19 protein-coding genes are annotated in these 18175 nt (G+C 59.4%); 4 read left to right on the top strand and 15 right to left on the bottom strand.

Going from position 1 to position 18175, the window contains the following annotated elements:
* Positions 1 to 36 precede the first annotated feature (36 nt).
* The 10 genes from ACR0JE_RS03485 to alr form a co-directional block, all read right to left on the bottom strand.
* A complete protein-coding gene (locus ACR0JE_RS03485; RefSeq protein ID WP_480863010.1) occupies positions 37 to 681 on the bottom strand; it encodes an SDR family NAD(P)-dependent oxidoreductase in 645 nt (214 codons plus the stop codon).
* Positions 682 to 722: 41 nt separating this feature from the next.
* Positions 723 to 971, bottom strand: a complete 249-nt coding sequence (locus ACR0JE_RS03480; protein ID WP_480547040.1) for a hypothetical protein — start codon at positions 969 to 971, stop codon at positions 723 to 725.
* 252 nt (positions 972 to 1223) lie between these two features.
* The gene (gene purF / locus ACR0JE_RS03475; RefSeq protein WP_170530379.1) at positions 1224 to 2747 is read right to left on the bottom strand and encodes an amidophosphoribosyltransferase; all 1524 of its coding nucleotides are present in this window, start codon (positions 2745 to 2747) and stop codon (positions 1224 to 1226) included.
* Between the two features lie 645 nt (positions 2748 to 3392).
* On the bottom strand, positions 3393 to 3983 hold the full coding sequence (locus ACR0JE_RS03470) for a CvpA family protein (RefSeq protein WP_480542710.1): 591 nt from the start codon (positions 3981 to 3983) through the stop codon (positions 3393 to 3395).
* Between the two features lie 40 nt (positions 3984 to 4023).
* A complete protein-coding gene (gene radA / locus ACR0JE_RS03465) occupies positions 4024 to 5385 on the bottom strand; it encodes a DNA repair protein RadA (RefSeq protein WP_480543009.1) in 1362 nt (453 codons plus the stop codon).
* Between the two features lie 125 nt (positions 5386 to 5510).
* A complete protein-coding gene (locus tag ACR0JE_RS03460) occupies positions 5511 to 5960 on the bottom strand; it encodes a paraquat-inducible protein A (RefSeq protein WP_480863008.1) in 450 nt (149 codons plus the stop codon).
* Between the two features lie 4 nt (positions 5961 to 5964).
* Complete coding sequence (locus ACR0JE_RS03455) at positions 5965 to 6411, bottom strand: hypothetical protein (protein ID WP_480863006.1); 447 nt, start codon at positions 6409 to 6411, stop codon at positions 5965 to 5967.
* Positions 6412 to 6416: 5 nt separating this feature from the next.
* Entirely contained in the window at positions 6417 to 7163 is a 747-nt protein-coding gene (locus tag ACR0JE_RS03450) for an ABC transporter ATP-binding protein (protein WP_480863004.1), read from the bottom strand.
* Complete coding sequence (locus ACR0JE_RS03445) at positions 7160 to 7942, bottom strand: MlaE family ABC transporter permease (protein WP_480497809.1); 783 nt, start codon at positions 7940 to 7942, stop codon at positions 7160 to 7162. The genes ACR0JE_RS03450 and ACR0JE_RS03445 overlap by 4 nt, the downstream gene beginning before the upstream one ends.
* Positions 7939 to 8973 (bottom strand): alanine racemase, encoded by a 1035-nt coding sequence (gene alr, locus ACR0JE_RS03440; RefSeq protein WP_480542718.1) that lies wholly within the window; start codon positions 8971 to 8973, stop codon positions 7939 to 7941. Before alr ends, ACR0JE_RS03445 begins: the two co-directional genes overlap by 4 nt.
* A 228-nt stretch (positions 8974 to 9201) precedes the next feature.
* Between alr and ACR0JE_RS03435 the strand changes: the two genes are divergently transcribed.
* The gene (locus ACR0JE_RS03435) at positions 9202 to 9741 is read left to right on the top strand and encodes a GNAT family N-acetyltransferase (RefSeq protein WP_480863002.1); all 540 of its coding nucleotides are present in this window, start codon (positions 9202 to 9204) and stop codon (positions 9739 to 9741) included.
* Between the two features lie 3 nt (positions 9742 to 9744).
* Here the strand turns inward: ACR0JE_RS03435 and ACR0JE_RS03430 are convergent, their stop codons facing one another.
* The 5 genes from ACR0JE_RS03430 to ACR0JE_RS03410 all read right to left on the bottom strand — a co-directional run bounded on the left by ACR0JE_RS03430 (position 9745) and on the right by ACR0JE_RS03410 (position 14497).
* Complete coding sequence (locus ACR0JE_RS03430; RefSeq protein ID WP_480547054.1) at positions 9745 to 11235, bottom strand: replicative DNA helicase; 1491 nt, start codon at positions 11233 to 11235, stop codon at positions 9745 to 9747.
* 201 nt (positions 11236 to 11436) lie between these two features.
* Positions 11437 to 12114 carry an orotate phosphoribosyltransferase gene (locus ACR0JE_RS03425; RefSeq protein ID WP_480542724.1) on the bottom strand — a complete coding sequence of 226 codons (678 nt, stop codon included), beginning with the start codon at positions 12112 to 12114 and terminating at the stop codon, positions 11437 to 11439.
* A 285-nt stretch (positions 12115 to 12399) separates the two neighbouring features.
* A complete protein-coding gene (locus ACR0JE_RS03420; RefSeq protein WP_480862999.1) occupies positions 12400 to 12876 on the bottom strand; it encodes a CinA family protein in 477 nt (158 codons plus the stop codon).
* On the bottom strand, positions 12873 to 13370 hold the full coding sequence (locus ACR0JE_RS03415; protein WP_480862997.1) for a phosphatidylglycerophosphatase A family protein: 498 nt from the start codon (positions 13368 to 13370) through the stop codon (positions 12873 to 12875). The genes ACR0JE_RS03420 and ACR0JE_RS03415 overlap by 4 nt, the downstream gene beginning before the upstream one ends.
* Complete coding sequence (locus ACR0JE_RS03410; RefSeq protein WP_480862995.1) at positions 13367 to 14497, bottom strand: bifunctional 2-C-methyl-D-erythritol 4-phosphate cytidylyltransferase/2-C-methyl-D-erythritol 2,4-cyclodiphosphate synthase; 1131 nt, start codon at positions 14495 to 14497, stop codon at positions 13367 to 13369. The genes ACR0JE_RS03415 and ACR0JE_RS03410 overlap by 4 nt, the downstream gene beginning before the upstream one ends.
* A gap of 184 nt (positions 14498 to 14681) precedes the next feature.
* Here ACR0JE_RS03410 and dusB point away from each other — a divergent pair, with 184 nt between their 5' ends.
* From dusB to ACR0JE_RS03395, 3 genes are read left to right on the top strand one after another with little or no spacing between them, the layout of a single operon-like run.
* Positions 14682 to 15665, top strand: coding sequence for a tRNA dihydrouridine synthase DusB (gene dusB, locus ACR0JE_RS03405; protein ID WP_480862993.1), 984 nt, complete (start codon positions 14682 to 14684; stop codon positions 15663 to 15665).
* A complete protein-coding gene (locus ACR0JE_RS03400) occupies positions 15662 to 16744 on the top strand; it encodes a two-component system sensor histidine kinase NtrB (protein ID WP_353006921.1) in 1083 nt (360 codons plus the stop codon). The genes dusB and ACR0JE_RS03400 overlap by 4 nt, the downstream gene beginning before the upstream one ends.
* The gene (locus tag ACR0JE_RS03395) at positions 16744 to 18111 is read left to right on the top strand and encodes a response regulator (RefSeq protein WP_480862990.1); all 1368 of its coding nucleotides are present in this window, start codon (positions 16744 to 16746) and stop codon (positions 18109 to 18111) included. Before ACR0JE_RS03400 ends, ACR0JE_RS03395 begins: the two co-directional genes overlap by 1 nt.
* Positions 18112 to 18175 lie beyond the last annotated feature (64 nt).

The raw sequence follows: 18175 nt of genomic DNA, 5'->3' as shown, positions 1-18175 counted from the left end.
CCCCGCCGGAGGCATGGCCCAGAACGGGCCATTCTCTTAAAGCAGCGCCACAATCCGCGCAGCCTCATCCGAGGTGCTGGTCAAAGCATCCCGATCTTCGCCGGGATGGAACCGGGCCCGTACGGCGGTGGGCATCGGCGCGGGTTCCACGATAGAAACGCGCGGCCCGGTGCGTTCGGTCTCGACCTGCCAACTGCGGGCCAGCGCCATTTGCGCGGCTTTGGTGGCGCCATAGATGCCATAGAACTTCTCGCCTGCTTTGGGGTCATCAAAGAACACCGCATGACCCGTTTCGCCCAGCAAAGGCGTCACATAGGGGATCAGGACCGAAGTGGCATTGGCGTTGGTGTTCATCGCCTTGGCCCATTCTTTCGGGTCGACAAAATGCGCGGGCGTCAGGGCCGAGCTATGGACGGCTGTGTGCAGCCATAGATCCACTTTGCCCCAGCGATCATGTATGCCCCGGCACAGGGTGGCCATGGCATTGGGATCGGTGATGTCCATTGGTGCCAGGGTGGCAGATCCGCCTTTTGCCTTGATCCGGTCGTCCAGCTCTTCCAGCCCACCGGTGGTGCGGGCGACGGCGACGATATGATATTCGAGGGCCAGCGCCTCGGCCAGGGCTGCGCCCAGCCCGCGAGAGGCCCCGGTGATGAGGGCGATTTTGGTCTGATCGGTCATGGCTGCGGTTTGAACCCCATCGCGCAGGCCGTCAAGAGGCGTCAGCCCCCGGGGATCGCGATCCGCCGGGTCTGGCCGCTTTGTCGCAGCATCACACCGTGCTCGTCTATCGCCACGATGGTGCCCGATCCAAGGCGGCTGCCGGTTTTCACCTCTTTAACGCGACCAGAAGACATTCGCATCAGCGCGCGCAATTCCGCCTTGGGACCAAAAATCCCAAGCACAGACACAGAGTTTTTCTTGAGCGCGCCTTTTTGCGTTGCCGCGCCTTTGACGGTGACATTGGACATAAGCTGCGGTCGGGCAGGGCCCAAACCCCTTTGGTGAGTGGTAGCAGCGGGTTGGTTAACAAAGGCCAGAAAGGAACAAAAGACTGCCGCAACGTCGCATGGCCTGACATGAAACTCAGGGTTTGCGAAGTCTTTGCATTCGCTACGATTTCGCGATCACGTCCGTGCGTCACGTTTTTATGAATGATAGCGAGCTGGCGAAAAACGCGAAACGCGATGTCTCAACCAACCCATCTGATTCGAAGCGTCGGGTTAGCCTGAGGCCAGTTTGGCCCCGTTCCACGATCCGCCCACAACCTCCATGTCTTCGCGCTTTTTGCTGACACGGCTGCTGTTTTCCAGACTGTCGAGGTAATCGTTGCTGACGCTGCCGGTGATGTAATCGCCGTTGAAGCACGAGCAATCGAAGGCCTCGATCTCGGGGTTGCCTTCCTTGGCGGCCCAAACCAGATCATCAAGATGCTGGTAGAACAGAGCATCTGCGCCCAGCTCTTCGCGAATCTCTTCGATCTCTTTGCCGTTGGCGATCAGCTCATGTTTTGTGGGCATATCGATGCCGTAGACATTGGGGTATTTGACCGGAGGAGACGCGCTGGCGATATAGACTTTCTTGGCACCGGCCTCACGACACATCTGTACGATCTTCTTGATCGTATTGCCGCGCACGATTGAATCGTCGATCAGCAGAACATTGTGGTCTTTGAATTCCAGCGGTATGGCATTTAGCTTGCGGCGCACGGATTTCTGTCGCTCTTCCTGACCCGGCATGATGAAGGTGCGGCCGACATAACGGTTTTTGACCAGACCCTCGCGATAAGGGATGCCGGTGATTTTCGCGGCCTCAAGCGCCACAGGGCGGGCGCTGTCCGGTACTGGAATGATCCGATCAATATCCAGCCCCGAGTCCTGAATTTGCTTGGCTAATGTCTGACCCATGCGCATCTGGGTTTTGTAGACGGATACTCCATCCAGCAGCGAATCCGGGCGGGCCAGATAGACATATTCGAAGATACAGGGCGTCAGCTTGCCCTCGACCGCCTGGAATTCATGCATGTTGCCATCCAGATCGATCAGGATCGCCTCACCGGCGCGCAGATCGCGCAGCTTGTCGAACCCGTTGATGCCAAAGGCTACATCCTCGGACGCAAAGGCGTAGTCATTGCCGCCGCCTTCGGTCTCACGAACGGCGACAGACAACGGGCGGATACCGTATGGATCACGGAAGGCCAACATCCCGACTCCAGCAATCAGGCAGATGACGGAATAGGCACCCTGCACCCGCTCCATCGTCATCTTCACGCCCGCGAAGATGTTGCGGATGGGTTCGACATTGCCGTTGACCTTGATCGCATCGGCCACCTTGTCAGCCAGCACGTTCAGCAGAATCTCGGAATCCGACGTGGTGCGCAGGTGGCGGCTGTATTTGCCTGTCACCTTTTCGCGCTGCTCAGCCGTGTTGGTGATGTTGCCATTATGGACCAGATAGATCCCGTAAGGCGCGTTCACGAAGAAGGGCTGCGCCTCAGCCGCGCTGAGTGAACCGGCGGTTGGATAACGTACATGCCCCATGCCGACTTTACCCAGTAGGGTTTCAGCATCCGTGGCGTTGAAGACATCCTTGACCAGACCGTTGGCCTTTTTCTCGCGGAAGAATTCACCGTTATATGTGACGATCCCCGAGGCATCCTGGCCCCGGTGTTGCAGCATCAGCAAGCCATCATAAATTTCCGCAAACACATCATGTGTCCGGCTTGCGATCCCCAAAATCCCACACATGTACGGGCTCCAATTCCTATGGCGTTGTGACGAGAGGTTTGACCGACTGTCGGGATCGATAAGGGGATGCTACCTGCATCTTGCGCGCGATTGTCTGTGTTTCATAAGCCAAATGGCCAATCATCGATGCGACGCACGCAGATGAAAACACAAAGAACAAGACCGGCAGCTCCGATTCCGTGGCGGGTTGGCCCTCACATACTGCCTTAGGACGCCCCTGTCATCAAAGGATCACAATTACACAATGCCGCAGGTGAGATTTGTGCTGTCTCGACCGCGCAGCAAGTCTGATGACATATGAATGCAATTATGATGACATGATGGAAACCGGATTAAAACACGCATGTTGAGCGGAAAAGGGGGCGTGATGTGGCAGAACAGGCCGCCGCCTAAGAAAGAAGAAATACCCAAGCGGCGGTGCCACCGGTGTCGCGGTATGGGGCGTGCACCTTGCCAGATTTGCAATGGCGCCGGACAGGTCGTCAAAGGCCGCGATATTCATGGCAAACCGATTTTCGGCCGGTGTGAAGGGTGTTTCGGACTAAAAACGATCCGATGCACCGTGTGTGGTGGGGAAGGATTTATCTAGTCCATGAAAAAAGCCCGGACGATGCCGGGCTTCCTTAGATGCGGGTCTATTCGTAATCAGTTGCCAGTGCTTTCCGCAGCAGGCGCGGCTGCATTCGAGGTGCAGCTACCGACAAGCTCTTCATACTGTGCGGTCACCCAGCCCAAGGCTGCTTCGGGGTTCTGCTCTTCGATCTGCGTGCTGAACTGTTCGAACACTTTGGCCGAGCGGCTTTCGTCCACGATGGTGTAAGACTGGCCGGTCATGACCGTGTCGTAGACAAAGAAGGCGATGGCGACCAACAGAATGCCACGTGCGATGCCGAAGAAGAAACCAAGCGCTTGATCCAGACCACCCAGAGCCGAACGCTGAACCAGCGACGAAAACAGGGGTGTGAAGATGCTGACCACGATCAGCGCGATGGCGAACACAGCGGCAAAACCCGTGATCACCGACAATTCACAGCTGTCACGCAGGAAATCTCCGACAACCGGGATTTCTTTGACCAGTGGCACAGCCTGCGGCGCAAAGATGAAAGCCAGGACCGCCGCTGCGACCCAGCCCGCGATGGCCAGAACCTCGCGCATGAACCCGCGCGAATAGGCCAGCAGACCTGACAGCACGATGATCAGGGCCACAACCCCGTCAATTATTGTAAAACCTTCCATGGCCCTCGCCTGTTCTTTTTCTGCCCCTCGCGGCGCGACTTTAACCTGCTCCGAAGGTTTCGCCAACAAACCCAACCAAATCAGAGGGTCGGGTGAGTGTCAGACCTGCCACAGTGCCGGTTTTGCCACCTGCCGGAGCAATCGCCGATGTGAAACCAAGTTTTTGGGCTTCTTTCAACCTATTTTCGGTCTGCGGGGCCGGTCTAAGTGCCCCGGATAACGAGATTTCTCCGAAAACAACGGTGTCAGCGGGCAGGGCTGTATCTTCTCGCGCACTCAGCAGGGCTGCGGCTACCGCCAGATCGGCGGCGGGTTCACTGACCTTGAGCCCTCCGGCGACGTTCAGATAGACGTCGAGCCCGGCAAAGGGGATGCCACAGCGCGCTTCGAGCACGGCGAGGATCATGGCAAGGCGCCCGCTGTCCCAGCCCACAACCGTGCGGCGGGGTTGGGAGTGAGGGGAGGGTGCCACGAGCGCCTGAAGCTCAACCAATACGGGCCGTGTGCCTTCGATCCCGGCAAAAACAGCCGATCCAGGGCTGGGTTCGCCGCGTTCCGACAGGAACAGGGCCGAGGGGTTGGTGACTTGCGCCAGACCTTTGCCGGTCATTTCAAATACGCCGATCTCATCAGCTGGGCCAAAGCGGTTTTTGACCGCGCGCAGGATGCGGAACTGGTGGCCGCGCTCGCCTTCGAAATAGAGCACGGTGTCGACCATGTGTTCGACAACGCGCGGCCCTGCGATCTGACCTTCTTTGGTGACATGGCCGACCATAACGATCGAAACCCCGTGTCGTTTCGCAAACGTGGTCAATTCATGCGCTGCGGCCCGGACTTGTGACACCGAACCCGGTGCGCTGTCCACGTTGTCGGCCCACATGGTCTGAATCGAGTCGATGATGGCGAGGCCGGGCTTTTCGGTTTCCAACGTTGTCAGGATATCGCGCAAGTTGGTTTCCGCGGCCAGTTGAACAGGCGCATCTTCCAGCCCCAATCGCCGTGCGCGCATGCGGACCTGCGCGCTGGCTTCCTCGCCCGAGACATAGATCGTTTTGACGCCTGCACGGGCAAAGCGCGCAGCGGCCTGCAACAACAGGGTGGATTTTCCGATACCGGGATCGCCGCCCACCAACAGGGCCGAGGCAGGAACCAGACCGCCGCCCAAGACGCGGTCCAACTCATCCACCCCGCTGAGTGTTCGGGGTGGCGGTGTCTCCTCGGTCGACAGGTCCGTGAGCGTGACAGACTGTCCCCGCTTGCCGCCGAGGGATTTCTTGGCCGGGCCAGAAGAAAGCGGCACGTCCTGGGTGATGGTATTCCATTCCCCACAGCCATCGCAACGCCCGGACCATTTGGTGAAGCTCGCACCGCAGGCCGAGCAAGAGAAGGTTGGTTTTGCCATTCCGCTTTGGTGCCCGAGGATGGGCGGTTCTTCAAGCCCTTGCGGGCTTTCATCTCCGCCGGTGGCGCGCTGCGGGTTCGGGCCCCGCGGGCCGTCACCCACAGCGGGCGCATGCGCGCCGGGCCTTAAGGAGAGGTTTGGGTCTTTGCCTGACGTTCGGTCAGCAGGCCCAAGACGAGCGAGGCGAGGATGCAGAGCGTGAAGAGGTAGAGGCCCCAGGCGGTCTCAATCGTGGCGTAAGAGATGCCTTTGGCCAGCGTGATATAGAGCGCGATCAGGAAGATATCGGCCATCGCCAGCTTACCGAGGACGTTGAGCGCAGGTTGGACGCGGGCGTCGAGCAGGTTCCACTGAATCAGCGCGGTGCCGATGGTTTTGATATACGGGGCGAAGAGGGCGAAGATGGTGACAATCAGTGCGAGGAAGACGTCGGATTTCCACAAGGACTGAAGGCCGGTGATGACGCTGATCTCGCTGAGGCCGAAAATTGGAAGCAAGCCGGCGCGCATTAGTGGGGCGAACCATGCGATGGGATAGAGGATCAGGAGGGAGAGGGTGGCGAGGCGGAGGGGCATGGCTTTATATTTGTTTCACAAGAAAAAGCAAACAAATCAGAAGGCACGCAATGTCCAGAGTTATTCGGGAGCCGTCCCATTCGCGTAGATAATCCCTGCGCATTGACAGACCGCATATGAAAAAAAGCGCTCCAACGGCAAAATTCAGTGAAGAGATTTGTGCGTTGGTAACCCATTTCAAGCCGACCAAAGCAAGCGAGACGATTGCTAAGATAACGGACCACCCGATCACGGTTCTTGTGAAACTGAACTTGGTCTTAGCTTCATCCTTGGAAACAAGACCCGTCGCAGCGCTTTCGAACTGAAGGCTACTACCGCCGGTTACGCCGCTTTTGGCAGACGGTCGACTGCCCTGTTTTATCCTGCTCACGGCACCGACGATGACAAGGCTTAAAACGTAATAGGTGCCCAAATCTCTGACAAGGTTCGAGATTTCCAGTAGTGTTGCCACTTCAATCACCGAACCGCCTCAATCGGTCCCTCAGCGCTCCCGCTGATAAACTGCTCCATATAGGGATCGCCCGAGGCATCCATCTGACTTACCGGACCGGTCCACTGGATCACCCCGCCATGCAGCATGGCCACGTTGTCGGCGATTGCGCGGACCGAGCTCATGTCGTGGGTGATGGTCATGGCCGTTGCGCCCATCTCTGTCACGATTTCGCGGATCAGGTCGTTGATGACGCCGGACATGATCGGGTCCAACCCGGTTGTGGGCTCATCGAAAAAGATGATCTCGGGCTCGGCGGCGATGGCGCGGGCGAGGCCGACGCGTTTTTGCATGCCGCCGGACAGTTCGGCGGGCAGGCGGTCGGCCACGTCAGGTTTCAGACCGACACGGCGCAGTTTTTCGATGGCGATCTCGCGCGCCTCGTCCACCGGGCGTTTTAGTGAACCGCGCAGCAAGCGGAAGGCGACGTTTTGCCAGACGGGCAGGGAGTCAAAGAGCGCCGCGCCCTGAAACAGCATGCCGAACCGTGCCAGAAACGCATCTCGGTCGCCCTTGGTGGCGTCTTTGCCGTCCACATAGATCATGCCGCTGTCGGGCTGGATCAGGCCCAGAATGCATTTCAGCGCCACCGACTTGCCGGTGCCCGAGCCGCCGATGATGACCATCGAGGTGCCCTTGGGGATCTCAAGGTTCATGCCTTGAAGGACGCAGTTGTCGCCAAAGGCTTTATGTACGTTCTCCATCCGGATCATAGCGAGAAGAACACCCCTGTGAGTACGAAATTGGCGGCCAGGATCAGCACGGCTGCGGCCTCGACCGAGCCTTTGGTGGCGCGGCCCACGCCCTGCGCGCCACGACCCGAGGACATGCCGTAATAGCAGCCCATGATGGCGGCGATCATGCCAAAGGCGGCCCCTTTGACCAGGGACGAGACGATGTCGCGGGCCTCAAGAAAATCCACGGTGTTTTTGAGATAGGCCGCCGGGTTGAAGCCCAGATTTTGCGTGGCAACGGTGTAGCCGCCCATGATGCCGATGATATCTCCAACCGCAACCAAGGCAGGCACGGTTATCAGCGCCGCCAGCACGCGCGGTGCGGTCAGGTATTTCATCGGGTGGGTGGACAGGGTGACCAGCGCATCAATCTGTTCAGTCACTTTCATCGTCGCGATTTCTGCTGCGATGGAAGAGGTCACGCGGGCGGCGATCATCAGGCCGACCAGCACCGGCCCAAGCTCTCGCACCATGCCGATGGCAACGATCTGGGGCACTACAGCTTCGGCATTGAAACGCGCACCGCCTGCGTAGATTTGCAAGGCCAGCGCGCCGCCGGTGAAGATCGCGGTCAGGCCGACCACGGGCAGGGACAGCCAACCGATATTCAACAGCGCCATGGCGAATTCACGCGGGTAGAACGGAGGGCGGAAGATATGAGAGATTGCGTCCAGCGCAAACAGTGCCACGCGTCCAAACGCGGCCAGCACGGTCAGGACAGCGCGACCCAATCCGCTGAGCAGTAAGACAGGGTTCATTCCACATAACCCCGCGAATACCGGCGACCCATCGAGGTCAGGATTTCATAGCCAATTGTGCCCGCTGCCTCGGCCAGATCATCCACCGTTTGATGCCCGTTCAGAATGCGCAAGCGTTCCGGGCCCTCAGGCAGGTCGGTGACATCGACCGTGATCAGGTCCATTGAGATGCGTCCCACGACGGGACAGGGCTGATCGCCCGCAAATGTGTCGATCCCGCCACCGATGGCGCGGTGCAGGCCATCCGCATAGCCCGCTGCAACCGTTGCGATGCGCGACGGGCGTCGGGCGGTCCAGCTGTTGCCGTAGCCAACGGTTTCGCCAACCTCAAGCGCGCGCACCTGGATCACCGGCAGATCGACCGTGACAACCGGTTTGGCCCCGGCAAAGGGCATCCCGCCGTATAGGCCGATCCCTGGACGGCAGAAGTCAAAGTGAAACTCTGGCCCCAGAAGCGTGCCACCGGTGGCCGCCAGCGAGCGCGGCGCGGTTATGCCATCAGTCATTTCCCGGAAGGTCTTCAGCTGTTGCTGGTTCATCGGATGATCGGGTTCGTCCGAACACGCCAGATGAGACATCACGACAACCGGGTTCAGCACCTCGACCTTTGGGCGCAGATCGGCCCAATCGGCCGGTTCAAGACCCAAGCGGTTCATGCCGCTGTCCAGCTGAATGCCAAAGGGATGATCTGGTAGCGCCTGCATATGGCGCTGGAACTGCTGGGGTGAGTTGATCAGGGGCGTCAGGTCATGGGCACGCAGCAGGTCCGCATCCCCCTCCATATGGCCGGAAAACACACAGATCAGCGGCCCCGGCCCAATGGCCTGACGCACGGCTGCGCCTTCTTCGGCCACCGCGACGAAGAACTTGCGCACGCCTTCTTCGGCCAATGCACTGCTGACCGGCCCAGCGCCCAGCCCATAGCCATCGGCCTTGACCACGGCGGCGGTTTCAACATCGGTCTGTGCATCCAGTGCCCGCCAGTTGCTGGCAAGGGCTTGAAGATTGATTGTCAGTCGTGCGGTACTCATGGCGTTGTTCATGACATTGCGCCGTATAAGGTCAAGAGGGAATGACGCTTTTGCGACGCCGTTTCAGCGTTGTATGCGCGGCAACCGGCGAAATTTGCCAAGTTCTTGTGAATTCTGGCAGTTTGTTGCTGTGATCATGGTATGTGAGATCGCGAAGGCGCGCTGCTTTGTTCAGGTGCGGCCTTCCAGTTTTTAGCGGCAAAGCAGATGCAATGCCCGGAGGGGATCATGGAGTTTTCGAACGGTAAAGGATCAGATGTTCAGGCTGTGGTCGATCTGTTTCAGGACGTCTTTTCAGCCTCGGAGGGCGCTGATGAAGGTGCGCTGATCGGCGCGTTTGTGCAAGATTTGCTGAGCAGGACGCCTGAGGCAGATGTGATGCTTTCCACCGCGTATCAAGACATGGAACTGGTGGGCGCTGTTGCGTTTTCCAGGATCACCTATCCGCAAAACAGCCGAGATGTCTTTATCCTGTCACCGATGGCGGTGCGAACGGACCGGCAGAAATCGGGGATCGGGCAGGCTTTGATCACATACGGGCTGGACCAGCTGCGAAACTTCGGTGTCGATGTGGTGCTGACCTATGGCGATCCGAACTACTATTGCAAAACCGGGTTTCTAGCCATTTCAGAAGAGATCGCGCAGCCGCCTCTGAGGCTCAGCTATCCGCATGGTTGGCTGGGGCAATCTCTGGACGGGCGCGAACTGACCCCGCTAAAGGGGCCATCGCATTGCGTTGCGGCGCTGAACAATCCTGCCTTGTGGTAGGGGTCAGTAGCCCTCGATCTCGCCGCCCTGTTGCCAGGGTTTGACGAGATTGCCAAAGCGGGTGAACTGGGCCTCGAACGACAGCTCGACCGTGCCGATGGGGCCGTGGCGTTGCTTGCCGACGATCACTTCGGCCTTGCCATGCAGGCGTTCCATGGCTTGCTTCCACTCTTCCATCTTGTCCAGCTCATGATCGCCGGGCTTTTCGCGTTCCTTGTAGTATTCCTCTCGGAACACGAACATCACCACATCCGCATCCTGTTCGATCGAGCCCGATTCCCGCAGGTCGGACAGTTGCGGGCGCTTGTCATCGCGGTTTTCAACCTGGCGCGACAGCTGGGACAGGGCGATAACCGGGATGTTCAGCTCCTTGGCAATCGCCTTCATGCCCATCGAGATCTCGGCGATTTCGTTAACACGGTTGTCCGACATGCCCCGGCACAGCTGCAGATAGTCGATCACCAGCAGGTCCAGCCCGTGGGTTCGTTTCAGCCGCCGTGCGCGGGCGGCAAGCTGCGCGATGGGCAGCGCCGGGGTGTCGTCGATGAACAGCGGACAGGCTTCCAGTTCCTTGGCGGCATCCACGAAGCGCCGGAACTCGGCCTCGGTCATGTCGCCCTGACGGATCTTGTGAGACGAAATTTCAGAAGCTTCGGCCAGAACACGGCCCGCAAGCTGTTCGGCACTCATTTCCAATGAGAAGAACCCAACCACGCCGCCATCAATCGCGCCTTCGCTGCCATCAGGCTTGGTGCCGCGTTTATAGGCTTTGGCCACATTAAACGCCACGTTGGTCGCAAGCGAGGTTTTACCCATAGAGGGACGGCCGGCAAGAATGATCAGGTCCGATGGATGCAAGCCACCCAGCTGCTTATCCAGATCGGCCAGACCGGTCGAGATGCCGGCCATCCCGCCCCCACGCTGGTATGCTTCGTTGGTAACGTTGACGGCTTCGGTGACCGCCTTGAGGAAGGATTGAAAGCCCTGTTCTGTCTGGCCTTGCTCGGACAGCTGATACAGCTGCTGCTCGGCCTCGACGATTTGTTCCTTCGGCTCGCTGGACACATCAACCCGCGCGGCCTTGTCCGAGATATCTCGACCCAACCGGATCAGCTCGCGCCGGATGGCCAGGTCATAGATCATTTGGGCGTAGTCATGGACGGCAAAAGCACTGATCGAGGCCCCGGCCAGTTTGACCAGATAGGCCGGGCCACCAAGCTCTTTCAGGCCCTCATCTTCGGCCATGAAGGATTTCAGCGTGACGGGCGAGGCGAGTGCGTTCTTGGCGATGCGCGTCGCGGCGACCTCATAGATGCGCGCATGGACCGGATCATAGAAATGCTCGGCCCCGATGATCGAAGCGACGCGATCATAGAGATCATTATTGGTCAGAATCGCACCCAGTAGCTGCTGTTCGGCCTCAATGGAATGCGGCATTGTTTCGGCGTTTTGAATCTGTGCCGCTGCCTGTTCGATACTGCTGATCTCGTTCATTGCTGCTCTCACCGTCCCTTGGGACAAGGTCCATAGCTTAGCCCTGCGAGTCGGGGCAAATTGTATGTTTTCTGGGGATATGCTGTGAATATCTCCGGGCCCCATCATCTTGAAGCATGAGGGGGCTGGACGTCAACATATTGTGCGGATTAAGTCCGCGGACCTGCCACTGTTCCCGCTCAGAAAACAGATTTCGCGACGTCAGCTTTTGCGCGCGTCCTGCCAACCGCGCGGGTCATTCAGGAAGGCCTCGACGCCGCTAAGGGTCTCTTCGTCAAAGGCCTTTTGCGCCTTGGCTTCGGCCAGAACATCCCACCAGGTGCACAGCGAATGCAGCTTTACACCGTGATCGCCCAGGGTCTTTTCGGTCTCGGGGAAAATTCCGTAGTAGAAGATCACCGCGGTATGGCCACAGGTAGCGCCCGTTTCGCGGATCGCATCGACAAAGGACAGCTTTGATCCGCCATCGGTGGTCAGATCCTCGACCAGAAGCACGCGTTCCCCTTCGCTCATCGCGCCTTCGATCCGGGCGTTGCGGCCGTAGCCTTTGGGTTTCTTCCGCACATAGGTCATGGGCAGGCCCATCCGCTCGGCGACCATGGCGGCAAAGGGGATGCCGGCCGTTTCACCACCTGCGATATTGTCGAACGCCTCGAACCCGGCCTCGCGCATAACAGTAACCGTCAGGAAATCCATCAGGGTCGAGCGGATGCGCGGGTATGAGATCAGCTTGCGGCAGTCGATATAGGTGGGGCTGGGCAGGCCAGAGGCCAGCGTGAACGGCTCGCGCGCATTGAAATGCACAGCCTTGATCTCCAGCAGCATCCGCGCGGTCAGGCGGGCGATTTCGGTGCTGTCAGGAAAAGAACTGGGGATCATGGCGCAAACCTCTGGGCTGAAAGAGTGTTGCGGGCTGATAGCCTGTCCCTTGGGCTGGAGTCGAGAGGGCGGCAAAAGAAAAGCGGACCCTTGCGGGGTCCGCTTTTTGCCCTTCCGGGCAGTGCGACCAAGGTGGGCTTGGCCGCTTGGGTCTTCGGGCCGGTTACGGTCTGCTGACTGATCGAGCCCGTGTTCCGGTCACCGCGTGTATGCGACCTAGGGCGAACCGTGCAACCGGTTTGATCGGTGCAAGGGGCGCAATTGACGCCAAGGCATCCATGCCATTTAGGTGAATTTTGAAAGCGCGTTATGCAACAGGTTAAGCGCATGATTGCGCGCTGCCCGCCGCACAGCGTCGCGCCCTGGTGCGCCGAACTCCACCGTTTCGGTGTGGGTGGTCAACCCCTCACCAGCCAACCCGAAACACACACGCCCCTCGGGTTTGAATTCGGACCCCCCGGGACCCGCGATGCCGGTGATCGAGACCGCCAATTGCGCCTGAGAGTTTCGCACTGCGCCTTCGGCCATTTCGCGCGCGACCTGTTCTGAGACTGCACCATGGGCGTCCAACGTCTTGGCCCGGACACCTAGCATGTCCTGCTTGGCGCGGTTGGCGTAGGTGACAAAGCCCCGGTCAACCACGGCGGAGCTGCCGGGAATGTCGGTTAGCGCGGCGGCGACCATACCGCCCGTGCAGCTTTCGGCAGTGGCGATCATCACGCCACGCGCCTTGGCCAAATCGAGCAGAGCAGCGACGGTCATAGCCCCAACACTCCGTGTGCGATCCCGGCCAGAACCATTACACCGATGGCGGCAAAGACCCCGGCGATTACATCGTCAAGCATCACGCCCATCGCGTCTCCTTTGCGATCGGCCCAGCCGACCGGGCCGGGCTTGGTGATGTCGAACAGTCGGAACAGCAGGAAGCCCGCGACCCAACCGGGCCAGAGCGCGGTGATCTCGATCCCATGTGCCCAGCTTGGATAGGAAATGGCCCAGAGCGCGATGAACTGGCCTGCGACCTCATCGACCACGATCTCGGACGGGTCGTGATCCTCTTGCCCGGCGGTCATCACCTTTGTAGCCCAAAGCCCTGCGATGAACACGACGAGCGTCGCGAAGACGAGCAGGGGGAATCCGCCCAGAACGTGCAGGCTCCAGACCAGAGGCAGGGCCACAAACGATCCCCACGTGCCGGGGGCAGGGCGCAGATAGCCAACGCCACAGACGGTTCCGATCAGACGCGCGATGCTCATGCTTTCACCAGACATGCAGTGGCGAGCGACGCGATACCCTCGCTACGGCCGGTAAAGCCCAGACGCTCGGATGTGGTTGCCTTGACCGAGATCTGATCGGCACGCAATCCCATGATTCTAGACATTTCTTCTTTCATTTTTGCGGCATGAGGACCGATCTTTGGGTATTCACAGACCAGCGTACAATCGACGTTCGAGATGCGGTAACCCATGGTTTGTGCAAGCTCGACAGCGTGGCGCAGGAAAATCTCGCTGGCGGCCCCTTTCCACTGCGGATCTGAAGGGGGGAAGTGCTGGCCGATATCGCCCTGCGCCAAAGCGCCATAGATCGCATCCGTCACAGCGTGCATGCCGACATCAGCATCGGAATGACCTTGCAACCCCCGGTCATGCGGTACTTTCACACCGCACAGGATCACATGATCTCCGTCACCAAACCGGTGCACGTCATAGCCGTTGCCCAGTCTTACATCCATATTCAGCCCCAATATCCGTTCTGCCCGGGCAAAATCCTCGGGTCGTGTGATTTTGATATTGTCCGGATCGCCCGGCACGATGGTCACGTCCAGCCCGGCGGCACGTGCGACCTCGACGTCATCCGCCGCGCTGCTTGAATGGGCCGCATGAGCGTCCGTGATCGCATCATAGTGAAAGCCCTGCGGCGTTTGGGCCGCGAACAGGCCGGTTCGATCCTGCGTTCCGGTGACCGAGTTGTCATCCCCGGTCCAAAGCGCGTCTGTAACGGCCAATCCGGGTGCGGCAGCCTGGCTTTTGCTCAGCGCGTGCAGCACGTTCTGAATGACGTCCGCACCCACGCAGGGGCGGGCAACATCATGAATCAAAACGTAATCTACTTCCCGGTCCGCCAGCGCATCCAGCCCGTTGCGGACAGATGTCGCTCGATCCGCGCCACCCGGGGCGAGGATCAGATCACTGTCCCGATAGGCCTCCCAAGCACCCGAATCGTCGGGTGATAGCACGAGTACAATATGTTCGACTTGTGTGCGAAACCTGTCGATCGTCCAGTCGGCTACCACGCGCCCGGCCAGCATGCGCCATTGCTTGGGCGTGCCTCCGCCTGCGCGGGTTCCGCGACCGGCGGCAACGATGATGGCGGCGGTTGTCATACTGACGTTTGCTCCGTTGATTTTGACCATTGTTTAGGGGGCGGTGAATGCAGAGGCAATCACCCGCGTCAATCTGCCTAAAAATTAAGCGAGTGATGATTTTGCAGGCTTGTGGGTGGTCGTTTTGTTGTTCATATGCACTGGATTCGATATCAAAACCCCAACTGCTCAAGGATTAGGCACGTTGACCCTGCATCTTGCTGACAAAACTCTGAACCCACCTGTGCTGCTGGCGCCGATGGCTGGAATCACGGATCGCCCGTTCCGCGATCTAGTGATGCGGTTTGGGGCGGGCATGGTCGTCAGCGAAATGGTCGCGAGCCAGGAGATGGTGCAAGCCAAGCCGGGCGTGCGCGAACGGGCGGAACTGTCGGCAGATGTGGAAAACACTGCGGTTCAACTGGCCGGGCGCGAGGCGCATTGGATGGCCGAAGCTGCCCGTCAGGTCGCCGATCGCGGCGCGCGCGTAATCGACATCAATATGGGCTGCCCGGCCAAAAAGGTGACCAATGGCTATTCCGGCTCGGCCCTTCTGAAAACGCCAGATCACGCCCTGACCCTGATCGAGGCGGTGGTTGAGGCGGTCGACATACCCGTAACTCTTAAAACGCGGCTGGGCTGGGATGATGCGCTGCTGAACGCGCCTGATGTGGCGCGCCGGGCCGAATGGGCGGGGATCAAGATGGTCACGATCCATGGGCGCACACGCTGCCAGTTCTACAAAGGCCACGCCGATTGGCAGGCGATCCGAGCTGTGAAACAGGCGGTGTCGATTCCCGTCATTGCCAATGGCGATATTGTTGATACCAAAGCGGCCCACACGGCGCTGGATCAGTCTGGCGCAGATGGCGTGATGGTCGGGCGGGGCGCGCAGGGAAAACCCTGGCTTCTGGCGCAGATATGCCACGACATCTACGGCACCGAGGCACCTGAAATCCCCAAGGGCGCTGAATTGGTCGCAATGGTGCGCGCCCATTATCAAGCCATGCTCGAATTCTACGGCACCGATCTGGGCCTGCGCGTCGCCCGCAAGCATCTGGGGTGGTACATGGATGAAGCCGGAACACCCGCGCCCCTGCGTCGGGCTGTTTTGACCTCACGTGATACGCAAGAGGTACTGCGCCTGCTTGATGAGGCGCTGGATTGCGCAGCCGAGGTGGCCGCATGAATTCGGATCAGAGCATCTGGAACTCGCTACCCGTTCCGGCCTTCATCATAGACCAGGCGGATCGGATTTCCGATGTGAACTCCTCGGGCGAGGGTTTCCTGAACGCGTCGCGCAAATCGGTGATCGGTCATCCGGTCTGGGACCAGATCGCTGTGGATGCCCCACTGGAAGAGGCGTTCCTGCGCGCGCGTCATCAAGGCACGCCGCTGTTCGTCAACGATGTCGATGTCGGGTCGGGTAACCGCGCACCGCTGCAATGCGCGCTACAGATCGCGCCGCTGGTCGGGCATCCGGGATCAATGATCATGATCATCTCGCCACGCGAATTGGCGGGGCGCATGACACGCGGCAACACGGTTAAGTCAGCAGCGCAATCCGCCATCGGTATGGCAGAGATGCTGGCGCATGAAATCAAGAACCCGCTGGCTGGTATCACCGGTGCAGCGCAGCTCCTCAGCATGAATATCTCAGCGCAAGACCTTGAACTCACAGATCTTATCGTGGCCGAAAGCCGCCGCATCGTGAAGCTGTTGGAGCAGGTTGAGCAATTCGGAAACCTGCAGCAACCCGACTTCAAACCGGTCAACATCCACGACGTTCTGGACCGCGCGCGCCGTTCGGCCTTGCTGGGGTTCGGCGCGGATATGACCATTATCGAGGACTACGACCCATCGCTGCCGCTGGCCTATGGTGATCCCGATCAAATCCTGCAAGTGGTTCTGAATCTGTTGAAAAACGCGTCCGAGGCCGCTGGCCCGAATGGCGGCACGATTCGCCTGCGCACCTATTTCGAGCACTCGTTCCGCCTGCGCCGTAGTGACGGTTCGGGTCATTCGCTGCCGTTGCAGATTGAGATCATCGATGATGGCCCCGGACTGCCGGAGGATATTCGCAGCGACATTTTCGACCCGTTTGTCTCGGGCAAGGAAAATGGAACGGGTCTAGGGCTGGCGCTGGTCAGCAAGATCATCTCGGACCATCGCGGCTGGATCTCGGCCGATTCCGTTCCGGGACGCACTGTTTTCAAACTGTCGCTGCGCCGCGCGCCGGCAGAGAGCATAACGAAGGAGAGCACCTGATGGATGGCACCGTTCTGGTTGCAGATGACGATCGCACGATCCGCACAGTTCTGACTCAGGCCCTGACCCGGGCCGGATGCAAGGTGCATGCCACCTCTTCGCTGACTACGCTGATGCGATGGGTAGGTGAAGGCAAGGGGGACGTGGTGATTTCGGATGTCGTCATGCCGGATGGGAACGGGTTGGAAATGCTGCCGAAAATCGCGCTAGACCGCCCCGGTTTGCCGGTGATTGTGATTTCGGCCCAGAATACCATCATGACTGCGATCCAGGCGGCTGAGGCGGATGCCTATGACTACCTGCCCAAACCCTTCGATTTGCCCGATCTGATGAAACGCACCGCGCGCGCACTGGAACAAAAGCAGCGGCTGCAATCAGAACCCGAGGCAGACGCAAATGAACGCCCGGATGAGTTACCTCTGGTCGGGCGCACATCCGTTATGCAATCTCTGTATCGACTGGTTGCACGTGTGATGAACACCGATCTGTCGGTCATGATTTCTGGTGAAAGTGGAACCGGTAAGTCCCTGATCGCGCGGGCAATTCACGACTTCTCAGATCGTCGTACATTGCCCTTTGTAACCGCCACTGCTGCAGACCTGCGTGATTTGGAGGGGCCCGCCCGTGTCATGGCGCGCGTGCGTGGAGGTACGCTGTTGATTGATGAGATCGCCGATCTGGATGATGAGCTTCAGGCGCGCATCGTGCGCATGATGGACACCCCCGGCGATCACGTGCCGCGTTTCATGGCCACCAGCCAGTCGGATCTGGCCGAGGGCATGGAAGGTGGCCGCATCCGGCAGGATCTGTACTACCGCCTATGCGGCGCGACGATCCATGTACCGGCCCTACGCGAGCGTGTGGATGATATCACCTTGCTGGCCGAGCATTTTCTGGCCCGCGAAGAGCGTGATAGCGGCACTAAGCGCTGGCTCAGCCCGGATGCGGTTGAACTGATCCGTCGCTATTCCTGGCCCGGCAATGTACGGCAGTTAGAGAACGCAGTTCGCCGCCTTAGCCTAACCAGCCGGGCCGATGAAATCTCAAAAGCCGAGGTTGAGATGGTGCTGGGCAGCCAGCCCGAGGCCGAACCTGTGCTGGGTGGGGGCGAGCGCGAGAAGCTGTCCACCTCGGTGGAACGGCATCTGCGGCGGTATTTTGATTTGCACGGCAATATGCTGCCGCCTCCGGGCCTGTATCAGCGCATATTGCGTGAGGTTGAGGCCCCGCTGATCGAAATCGCATTGGAGGCAACCGGTGGCAATCAGGCAAAATGCGCTGATTTGCTTGGGATTAACCGAAATACGCTGCGGAAAAAGATCACAGACCTCGATATTCAGGTGACACGCCGTCGCAAACTGATGTAATATCGCCACACAAGCCGTGGCATCCGGGTATCTCCGGGGAAACGACCACGACATATGGCGGTCA

The sequence above is a fragment of the Ruegeria sp. H3 genome (assembly GCF_056533095.1).
This window is presented reverse-complemented; position numbering and strand designations above follow the sequence as displayed.